This is a genomic window from Bacillus sp. AFS037270 (assembly GCF_002585305.1).
In genome coordinates this window covers 1-10651 of sequence record NZ_NUNF01000049.1, presented here as the reverse complement: position 1 = coordinate 10651, position 10651 = coordinate 1, and the positions used below count along the sequence as shown (strand labels likewise).

At 39.3% G+C, this 10651-nt stretch carries 8 protein-coding genes; 7 read left to right on the top strand and 1 reads right to left on the bottom strand.

The genetic code is table 11. The annotated features are described in order from the left end of the window. Window positions 1-323: 323 nt before the first annotated feature. Window positions 324-509 carry a hypothetical protein gene (locus tag COD92_RS22640; RefSeq protein ID WP_098532703.1) on the bottom strand — a complete coding sequence of 62 codons (186 nt, stop codon included), beginning with the start codon at window positions 507-509 and terminating at the stop codon, window positions 324-326. 661 nt (window positions 510-1170) lie between these two features. Here COD92_RS22640 and COD92_RS22635 point away from each other — a divergent pair. The 7 genes from COD92_RS22635 to COD92_RS22605 all read left to right on the top strand — a co-directional run bounded on the left by COD92_RS22635 (window position 1171) and on the right by COD92_RS22605 (window position 10389). Then, window positions 1171-3081 (top strand): sigma 54-interacting transcriptional regulator, encoded by a 1911-nt coding sequence (locus tag COD92_RS22635; protein ID WP_098532704.1) that lies wholly within the window; start codon window positions 1171-1173, stop codon window positions 3079-3081. A gap of 239 nt (window positions 3082-3320) precedes the next feature. Next, entirely contained in the window at window positions 3321-4214 is an 894-nt protein-coding gene (gene dapA, locus COD92_RS22630) for a 4-hydroxy-tetrahydrodipicolinate synthase (RefSeq protein WP_098532706.1), read from the top strand. A 689-nt stretch (window positions 4215-4903) separates the two neighbouring features. Then, on the top strand, window positions 4904-5803 hold the full coding sequence (locus COD92_RS22625) for a fumarylacetoacetate hydrolase family protein (protein ID WP_098532708.1): 900 nt from the start codon (window positions 4904-4906) through the stop codon (window positions 5801-5803). Between the two features lie 55 nt (window positions 5804-5858). After that, on the top strand, window positions 5859-6158 hold the full coding sequence (locus COD92_RS22620; protein ID WP_098532710.1) for a UxaA family hydrolase: 300 nt from the start codon (window positions 5859-5861) through the stop codon (window positions 6156-6158). Continuing rightward, entirely contained in the window at window positions 6151-7320 is a 1170-nt protein-coding gene (locus tag COD92_RS22615; protein ID WP_255286834.1) for a UxaA family hydrolase, read from the top strand. The genes COD92_RS22620 and COD92_RS22615 overlap by 8 nt, the downstream gene beginning before the upstream one ends. A gap of 22 nt (window positions 7321-7342) precedes the next feature. Beyond that, on the top strand, window positions 7343-8809 hold the full coding sequence (gene gucD / locus COD92_RS22610) for an alpha-ketoglutaric semialdehyde dehydrogenase GucD (RefSeq protein WP_098532714.1): 1467 nt from the start codon (window positions 7343-7345) through the stop codon (window positions 8807-8809). A gap of 257 nt (window positions 8810-9066) precedes the next feature. Next, the gene (locus COD92_RS22605; RefSeq protein WP_098532716.1) at window positions 9067-10389 is read left to right on the top strand and encodes an MFS transporter; all 1323 of its coding nucleotides are present in this window, start codon (window positions 9067-9069) and stop codon (window positions 10387-10389) included. Window positions 10390-10651: the final 262 nt, after the last annotated feature.

The window sequence follows — 10651 nt, the reverse complement described above, 5'->3', positions numbered from 1 at the left end:
GCTCAAGCGGCTAACGTGCGCAAAGCTTAATAATAAGAACAAACTAAAGCAGGCTCTTTATAGAGTCTGTTTTTTTTATTTCTTCTATTAAAAACAAGGAGCCCCACTCACGAATGAGTAGGGCACATGTAAAAAAGTAAATCAAATGGTAAACAAAGTGTACCATATTATCGCGAATTCTCCTAATTACCTTTGAACAAACATTTTAAAGTGCTTAAGTAGAGAGTGGGTAAATTTGGCCATAAAAACACCCCGTAAATGTTAGTAGAGTGTCTAACATTTACGGGGCAGTTCATTTAGAGTGCTTTCCATAATAATCATATTTACTTACTGAATAAGCTTTTTACACCCTTATAAATTAAGACTAGTGAGAAGACTAGAATTGTTATAATGCCAAGGATATTTGTAACTGGTGAAACGCTTTCAAGAAATGAATCAGCTAAAGGAACTTTTATAAGTGCAAAACCAGATAAAATGGTAGCAAGAAATAAGAAAATCCGATTATCCATTGGTTTCTCCTCCTTCCTATGTGATTGATAAAATATATGTCATTATTGTTACAAATATGTCAATTATATAACGATATTTATTTATTAATTAGAAATATCCAGACCAATGACTGGAGTCATTCCAAAATCCTCCTCCTAAACTAGTGATTTGCCAGTACCCCTAATTCCTCTTTATGCTAACTATCTTTCTATTCCTAGCCTAACTATAAAAAATACCCCTGGGCTAGTCCAAACACAATTTTTTCTCCGAATCAAAACAATTATTGGACCTGCGTTAATACCAATGATCAAAATCGTTTGCGTTGAGCTTTTTTCTTTATGTCCTTAATAAAAGGGTACAAAGAACCTTCTTTGAGCTTTATACTAGTTTAAAGAGCAATTGAACAGTTCGAGCCACTTAACAACAAGAACAGTTAAGCAGTTTTCCTTTACTATGTACTGAAATCGCTAACAATCCAAATAACTCAGCACAAAACTTACGATACTAAAAAGTTATAAGTGTAGTTAAAGTTATTAAATGATTTCGTCATTTTAAGTGATTAATAAATCTCATCTTTTAATCTTAGAGAGAGGTTTGTCAAAGGGAATGGTTTGATACCTCCGGGAGATGAAGCCGCAATTAATTTCACAGATTATTAAAAAAAATAGAGGTGTCTACTTAATGAACAATATACTCGTCATTGCCCCCTATGAAGCCTTAGTAGAGCAGGCCGAAAGAATGAGTGAAGTTTGTGAAATACCTTATACCGTTATTCCAGGGAATCTCAAGGAAAATCTTGATGAAATCAGATCTTATATCAATCAAGGTGTAAAGATTCTCATCTCTCGTGGGGGAACAGCCCAAGCTTTACGAAATTCATTCGATTTACCTGTCATTGAAATACCCGTTACGTCTGTCGACATTTTAATGGCGTTAAGTAAGGCAAGTGAGCAAGGTTTTAAAAAAATCGCCTTTATCACGACGTTAAATATTTTATTTCAAGCTAAGCATTTTAATAACATTATGGACATAGATTTGCAAATCTTACCCTGTCAAGATGCTAACGAAATACCTGCGAAGGTGAAACATCTAATTGAAGACCAGGGAATAGATGCAGTAGTGGGGGATGTAGTAGCCACACAACAAGCGATAGAGCGTGGAATCTATGGTTGTCTTTTAGAATCGGGTCCTATGTCCCTTCAAATAGCCCTTAATGAAGCCGCAACAATCTTAAAATCAATGGAAAAGGAGAAGGCTCGTTTAAAGCAACTTGAAGCGATTCTTAATTTTACAACTGAGGCAGTTCTTACAATAGATAATAATGAGAAGGTTACCGTATATAATGCATCAGCTGAGAGAATATTTGGCGTGCCAATAAACCAGGTACTCGGGAATAAGTTAACCGAGTGTTTACCCGAAAGTCTATTAAATAAAGTTTTATCCGAACATGATGAGAAAAAAAATATCCTTCTTAAGATTAATGGAAAAAAGATTGTTTGTAACCGGGTTCCAATTATCATTCATGGTAGGTTCCATGGAGCAGTGGCTATTTTTCAAGAAATTGGTGAAATTCAAAATTTAGAAATGAATATCAGGACTAGGCTTAATGAAAAAGGATTAGTGGCCAAGAAATCCTTCTATGATATTCAGGGTGGTAGCCCAGAAATGCTCAAATGTATTCAACAAGCGAGACAGTATGCTAAATCTAACGGTACAGTTTTAATTTATGGTGAGACGGGGACAGGAAAGGAACTCTTTGCACAGAGCATTCATAATGAGAGCAAGCGGGCTAAGGGACCTTTTGTTTCCGTTAACTGTGCTGCATTGAGTGAAAATCTACTTGAAAGTGAACTTTTTGGATATGTCGAGGGTACTTTTACAGGGGCACTAAAAGGAGGTAAGATGGGGCTTTTTGAATTAGCCCATGGAGGTACACTATTTCTCGATGAATTAGGGGAAATCTCCCTTAATTTTCAAGCGAAACTCCTAAGGGTATTGCAAGAAAAGGAGGTTCGACGTGTTGGGGGAGATCGGGTAACTCCAATTGATGTTCGGATCATCTGCGCTACGAACCGGGATCTGCGTGAAGAAGTTCGATTAGGGCGTTTTCGTGAAGATCTTTATTACCGGCTGAGTGTATTGGAGCTACAATTAATGCCACTCAGACAGCGTAAAGACGACATCGTCCCTATGGCAATATCCTTTTTCAAAAGTGAATGTATAAAAGAGCAAAAGGTTTTGTTTTTGCCACAGGAACAACTTTTTGATTGTCTAAAAAGTTACGATTGGTTTGGTAATGCACGGGAATTGCAAAACTTCATCGAAAGGTTAGTCATTAGTATTGAGGAAGGTGAAGAGTTAACAGAGTACAAGATTTGTGAGCTTTTGGCTGAGAAGAAAGGGAAACTTTACGACAGAGGGGGACAAAATCAAGACGAGTTACAGGTCACAATCTCAAATCGATTTGAGGATATGGAAAATCAGCTCTGGAAGCAGCTTCTTGAGCGTTATCATGGAAACAAAGATAGACTTTGCAAGGATTTTGGAATAAGTAAAACTACCCTTTGGCGCAAGTTGAACTTTCATAAATAAGGTGCATTATTTTATATTTGAAAAACAAATTTCAAATATGAACGATAAATTTAAATAAGCTGTTATAAATAGCTTCTGGTTCTTTACTGAATAGGAGCTATTTTTTGTGCCTGAAAACCTTAGATTCGGCTGTTTGGATATTTTTTTTAAAGTTTTAAAGGAACTTGCTTTTTTGGCATGAAATTTGCATTTTAAATTTTGTATCCAGTTTGAAAGGCAAATTCAAGAGGAGGACTAAAATGTTTAAAGGAATCTTTTCACCCGTTATTACTATCCTGAACCAAGAAGGAAAGATTAACTTTGAAGGTATGCATGAACATATTGACTATTTGATTACTAATGGTATCGATGGTCTGCTATTTCTTGGCAGCATGGGAGAGTTTTTCGCATTTACACAGGAAGAGAAAAAGGAGTTAATTAAATTTGCAATTGAAAAGGTGAATCACCGGGTACCGGTCTTAATAGGGACAGGAGGAACTTCCGTCGAAGAAGTGGTTCATTTAACTCAATTTGCGGAGGATGAAGGCGCAGATGCTGCGGTCGTTATCTCACCATACTATTTCAAACTCGATGATGAAAACCTATATAACTATTATGCAGCTGTTGCTCAGTCCACTAAGCTTCCGATTATGATTTATAATTTCCCTGACAGGACCAATGTCAATATAAGCCCTGAGTTAGTTCTAATGCTGGCTCAAAATTTTCCAAATATTGTCGCGATTAAAGATACGGTCGATAACATTTCACACACTCGTCAGTTGATTCAGGTTGTAAAATCGGCGGTTAAAGACTTCAGTGTTTTCTCTGGCCTTGACGAATATTTCGTTCCGAATCTAATGGCCGGTGGAGACGGGGTTCTGTGCGGACTCACGAACATAGTACCGGAGCTTTTCAGTGAGCTTTTTAAAGCCTACCAGGGTGGGGATTTCTCTATGGTCGTTTCGAGTCAGAAAAAAATTAGTAAGCTTATGAGTGTTTATGATGTTTCACAACCTTTTATTGCAGCAATAAAGACAGCGGTTATGCTTAGAGGAAGAACAATGATACCAATGGTCAAAGCACCAGGGACTATGTTGAATGAGCAAGGAAAGGAAAAAGTAAGAAGAATACTGGTTACAGCTAACATTGAATGAAAAATAGGGGGAGAAAATATATAAAAGTTAAGAAACACCGGATGTTCCAAAGTTTACTTTAAACCGGTTAAGTTGTTACAGTAGAAATTGAGAGACTAGTTAGATTAACGAAAAGATTTATAGAATAGAATAAGTAGGAACAATTTTTTACAAGGGATGTCATACAGACCCCCTTGTTTTTTTATACTTTGGAGTTTTTTTAAATTTCCCGATATTTTTGAAAGGGGGGTATTTCTAAAAAGTTTTAGATGTGCTTAAACTTCACAGTGCTCCTTTTAGATTGAATTTAGGACATGGGAAAACAGCTCTGGAAGCAACTACTTGAATGTAATTAATGGATACACTATACAAGAATTTAGTCTAACAAAATGACCTTTTATAGCAAAAGTTGACCTTTATAAATGAGTCTCAAATCTTTCATATTTGAANNTTCAAATATGAAAGATTTGAAGTAAATAAGTAATTAAATTAAATAGTTTATTGTTCTTTAATGTGATGGAGTTATTATTGTTGGAGCATGACAAACCTTGATTTGATAGGTTGTTTGGTGTTTTTTTTTTTGAAAAATGATATCATCTTTCTTTTTGGCACGAAATTTGCATTTAAAATTAATGAGAACGCAAGACAAATTTAATTGGGAGGGTTACAACAGTTTAAACACTGTAATTAATATTTTAAAGGAGGATTTTATGCGTATTATTTCTTATTTAAATGAAAAGTCAGTTCCAGTTCTTGCTGCTTTAACAAATGAGGGGCGTATCTATTCACTGCCGCAAAAAGACTTCTTTGAGTTAGCTCAGCAAGCAAAAGATCATGATACTTCTCTTCTTCACTTTGTTGAAAGCGTTATCTCTACCTTAGATCCAATATCACAATCTCTAGATAAACTATCATTGCTCGTTCCGATTGAAGCTCCTGAAGTGTGGGCAGCCGGTGTTACATATGAAAGAAGCAGGGACGCCAGAAACTTCGAATCTATTGAAGGTATAAACGGTTTAACCACTGTCTATGACAAGGTCTATGATGCCAAACGTCCTGAAATTTTTCTTAAATCCACAGCCGCAAGGACAGTGGGTCCAAATGATAAGCTATATCTTCGAAGTGATTCTAAGTGGCAGATCCCTGAGCCAGAATTAGGGCTTGTCATTAATAGCGAGGGAGAAATTTTAGGTTATACCATTGGAAATGACCTGAGCTGCCGTGATATTGAGGGGGAAAACCCGCTTTATTTACCCCAGGCAAAAATCTGGAGAAATTCCTGTTCTATTGGTCCAGCCATTCTTCTATCTGATGCGGTTCGAGATCCTTATCAATTTGAAATTACCTGCAGAATCTATCGGAACGGCGAAAAAGTGGTGGAAGGGAGCGCTAATACCCGCCAGTTAAAGCGGAAATTTGACGAGCTTGTTTCATATCTCCTTAAAGATAATCAGATTTTTAACGGCACTGTTTTATTGACAGGCACATGTATTGTTCCCCCAAATGAATTTACGTTAACAGATGGAGACCAAATAGAAATTAACATATCTGATATTGGGGTTTTACAAAATACTGTCCATCTTGCAAAAAACGTTGTACACAATTTGTAAGCCATTCTCTAACTATTTTTAAAAGAAGACCAATATAAAGCAGGGGAGATTTAAGATGAGTACAGCTTTTAAAACGGTGATGATGAAGCCGAATGATAAAGTGGCTGTGGCTTTAGAGAGTATTCCAGCAGGGAGTCATGTCAAGGTCACATGCCAGGGGAACAGCTTTGACGTTGAATTAAAGGAAAAAATTGAATTCGGGCATAAATTCGCTGTCAAGACGATCTCCAAGGGGGAGGATATTCTTAAATATGGTGAGGTGATTGGTTCAGCCACTACAAAGATTGATATTGGTGAACATGTTCATATTCACAATCTGGAAGGAAAAAGAGGACGGGGGGATAAAGTTGAGTAGTGGAAAGAAGTTTTGGGGATATAGGCGCCCAAACGGTCAAGTAGGGATAAGAAACCACGTGTTAATCTTACCTACGATTACTTGTGCAACCCAGGCAGCAAAACAAATTACCGAATTAGTGCAAGGCACGGTCTCTTTTATACATCAGCATGGATGCGCACAGGTAGGTGTAGATTATGATCAAACATTCCGTACTTATGTAGGAATGGGGGCCAATCCAAATGTTTATGGCGTGGTAGTTCTAGGACTTGGCTGCGAAACCCATCAAGCACGCAGTGTTGCAGGAGAGATAGCCAAGACAGGAAAGCCGGTTGAAGTGGTTTCCATTCAGGAGCACAATGGAACACTTGGTGCCATCGCTGAAGGATCTAGAATAGCAGTGAAAATGGTACAAGATGCTTCCGCACAAATGAAGGAACTCTGTGATTTCAGTGAGCTCATTATCGGCACCGAGTGCGGCGGTTCGGATGCATGTTCCGGTCTATCAGCCAATCCAGCCGTAGGAGTCGTTAGCGACATGCTTGTTAATCACGGAGGAACTGCGATATTAGCAGAAACGACAGAACTAATTGGTGCTGAACATCTATTGGCACAACGTGCAGTCGATGACAGGACAGCCAAGCGAGTATATGAAGTAATCGGTGCTATGGAAAATCGGGCCATCATGATGGGAGTAGATATCCGTACAGGGAATCCAAGCCCTGGAAATATCAAGGGAGGGTTGAGTTCTCTCGAAGAAAAATCGTTAGGTGCTTCCAATAAGTCTGGCAGCAGCCCTTTACAAGAAGTGATCGATTATGCACAAGTCCCATCCAAAAAAGGTCTGGTTTGGATGGATACTCCGGGACATGATATTGAACAGCTAACGGGGATGGTGGCTGGTGGAGCCCAAATTGTATTGTTTACTACAGGGAGAGGTACACCTACCGGATCACCTATTGCTCCTGTTATCAAAATTGCAACCAACACTGGAATTTATGAAAGAATGGGAGATAACATCGATTTGAATGCCGGAACGATTATCGAAGGCATTGAATCAATTGAGTCGGTTGGCCAGCATATTTTTGATGAAATTGAGCTTGTTGCTTCTGGAAAGCTCACGAAAGCAGAAATTCTGAAACAGTATGATTTTGGTATTTGGCGTATTGGCCCTACATTTTAGAATATGGAAAGGAGTTTTAATCATGACCACTTCAGTTCAGGTAAAAACCCATCTTAACTATATTAACGGAGAATGGGTATCATCCCTCAGAAATAAAGTAGCCGCAGCCATTAATCCTGCCAATAAAAATGAAATCGTCGGCTACGTACAGTGCTCGACAGGGGAAGATGTTGACAGGGCAGTGGCTGCAGCCAAGAGTGCGCAAAAAGAATGGCGCCGTCTTTCAGGAGCAGAACGAGGTGATTATCTCTATAAAATAGCAAATAGTTTGGAAAGGCGACTTGAAGAGGTTGCCGAAACGATGACAAGAGAGATGGGTAAAACGTTCCCTGAAGCAAAAGGAGAGACAATGCGCGGGATTGCCATCCTCCGTTACTATGCTGGTGAGGGGATGCGCAAAGCGGGTGATGTGATACCAGCCACTGACAGCAAGGCGTTAATGTTTACGACACGCGTTCCGCTTGGAGTCATCGGTGTAATTTCTCCTTGGAATTTTCCGGTAGCCATTCCGATCTGGAAGATGGCCCCTGCCTTAATTTATGGGAATACTGTTGTGATTAAACCGGCACAGGAAGCAGCTGTTACAGCCGCAAAGATTATGGAGTGTATGCATGAGGCCGGCATCCCGGCTGGTGTAGTCAATATGGTTACCGGAGCTGGATCCGAAGTCGGAACAGCAATCGTCAACCACTCAGACGTAAACGGCATTACGTTTACAGGTTCCAATGCCACTGGGAAACAAATTGGTCAGGCAGCTCTGGCCCGCGGAGCAAAATATCAGCTGGAAATGGGCGGGAAAAATCCTGTCATTATTACAGCAGATGCGGATTTAGATCTGGCGGTAGAAGGAACAATTAGCGGCGGCCTTCGTTCGACAGGACAAAAATGTACTGCTACAAGCCGGGTATTTGTTCAGGCAGAAATATACGATGCATTTAAAGAGAAACTGCTTGAACAGGTCAAAGAAATTACAATTGGAAACGGCATGGAAGGCACTTCATGGATGGGACCATGTGCCAGTGAGAATCAGATGAATACCGTACTCTCGTATATTGAAAAAGGGAAAGCAGAGGGTGCAAGATTAATATACGGCGGTGAACGGTACACGGAGAACGGAGGCGAAAACGGCTTTTTTGTCCAGCCTGCCATATTTGAAGAGGTTACGAATGGAATGGTCATTGCCCAGGAGGAGATCTTTGGTCCGGTGCTGGCTCTTATTAAAGTGGAATCAATAGAAGAAGCGTTAACGCAGGCTAATGATGTCGAGTACGGGCTTAGTGCCTCCATTTATACAAAAGACATCGGCACCATGATGTCGTTTATCAACGACATCGAGGCTGGACTTGTACGGATTAACGCGGAAACTGCGGGTGTTGAATTACAGGCACCATTTGGCGGCATGAAACAGTCCAGCTCGCACTCCCGTGAGCAGGGCCAGGCTGCGGTCGAATTCTTTACCGCAATCAAAACAGTATTTGTAAAAGCATAGAAAGATAGATTTATTAACCCCCTAAAATCTTCTTAGATTTTAGGGGGACGGCATTAAGTTAAAAAGGTTCATTTATTAATCTTGCGATTGTGTTTAATTGATTAGAAATATAGAAGAAAATTGTAAGACTCAGAATTTTTTCCTCTTTAGACTTTACACGATGGCTATCTATCATTTGATTAACCAAGGAATGTCTGAAATTGTTATAATATTCTTAATTTAATATGGAAGCGATTTCAATAATTGGAGGTTTTAAAATGAGAGAAATAAATCAAAAAAGAACGAAAGTTCGATGGAAGATTGCCGTATTCATGTGGGCAGCCATAGCCATTAATTATTTGGACCGTACAGTCCTATCTGCCACCACTCCGTCTATAATGAAGGAATTTGGAATAAATGCTGCTGAAATGGGAATAGTCATGTCTGCTTTCTTTTGGACCTATGCGTTGTTTCAAATTCCTGCAGGCTGGCTGGCTGATAAAGTAGGACAGCGGTTCTCACTTGCTTTAAGCGTCGCCTGGTGGTCCATTGCTACGGCATTGACAGCTGTTAGCCAAGGAATGAAATCCCTCATCATATTTCGTTCCTTATTGGGAATGGGTGAGGCAGGAGCATATCCAAGCAATGCCGGTGTGACTGCAAAATGGTTCCCTGATAAAGAACGTACAAGAGTGTCTGCTATTTTCGACAGCGGTTCTAAAGTAGGTACGGCAATAGCCATGCCGTTTGTTGTTTGGTTAATGACTGCTTTTGGATGGAAAGTTCCGTTTATTGTATCTGGTCTGTTAGGATTAATTTGGGTAGCCGTTTGGTGGGCCTATTATCGTGATCCGGAAAAGCATTTGTATGTAAACAAAGAAGAATTAACCTATATTCGTGATGGTCAGATAAAAAAGGAAGGTCTTGCTAAAGAGCAGCCAATGAAATGGTATCAACTTCTTAAATACCGTAATATTTTAGCAATGTGTGTTGGGTTTTTTATGTTAAACTATGCCATTTATTTCTTTATCACTTGGTTCCCGACCTATCTTGTACAAGAACGAGGCTTCCAATTGATGAAAATGGGTTGGGTATCCATGATTCCTCCACTTTTTGGTCTAGTTGCTGAACTTTTAGCGGGCTGGTTTTCCGACCGTCTTTACGCTAAAGGCTATTCCTTAACCTTTGTTCGTAAATTGAACCTGGGTGGAGGAATGTTGTTGGCAACCTCGATTGCTTTTGCGGGGCTGGTTAATTCTGCTGTTCTTTCTATCGCTTTACTATCGATTTCCTATGCGGGTTTAACGACTGCTGCTTGTGCTATTTGGTCACTTCCTGGAGACGTAGCCCCGGTAAATATGACTTCAGTTGTTGGAGGACTTCAAAACTGTGTGTCAAATATGGGTGGCATTTTGGGTCCGATTGTAACCGGTTTTATAATTTCTACTACCCACTCATTTACCCCTGCACTTATAGTGTCAGGAACTGCTACCTTAATCGGCGCCTTAACCTATCTCTTTTGGCTTGGCAAAGTTGAACCTATTGTTCCTAAAACAAACAGTAATCTAGGAAAAATAGATAACCATTCTATTAACATTTAAGATTCATATAAGCTTATAAAAAGTTAAAAATAGAGGTTTTCATGTCCACGAATACTTAAAAATAACATAAGCGGACCGAAATGGCACAAGAACAAATCTTATACTAATCCACTAAATGAGCTGCTCAAACTGCTGGGCAGCTTCTTTTTTAATGACTGTGTTAAAGATTATTGTTGATTTTTAACGGGTTGATTGAAGCGGAAGGGATTTTTCAGGTGTAATACTTTAAATTCTTTATACTTTCTTCAACTCCCTCAGTTTA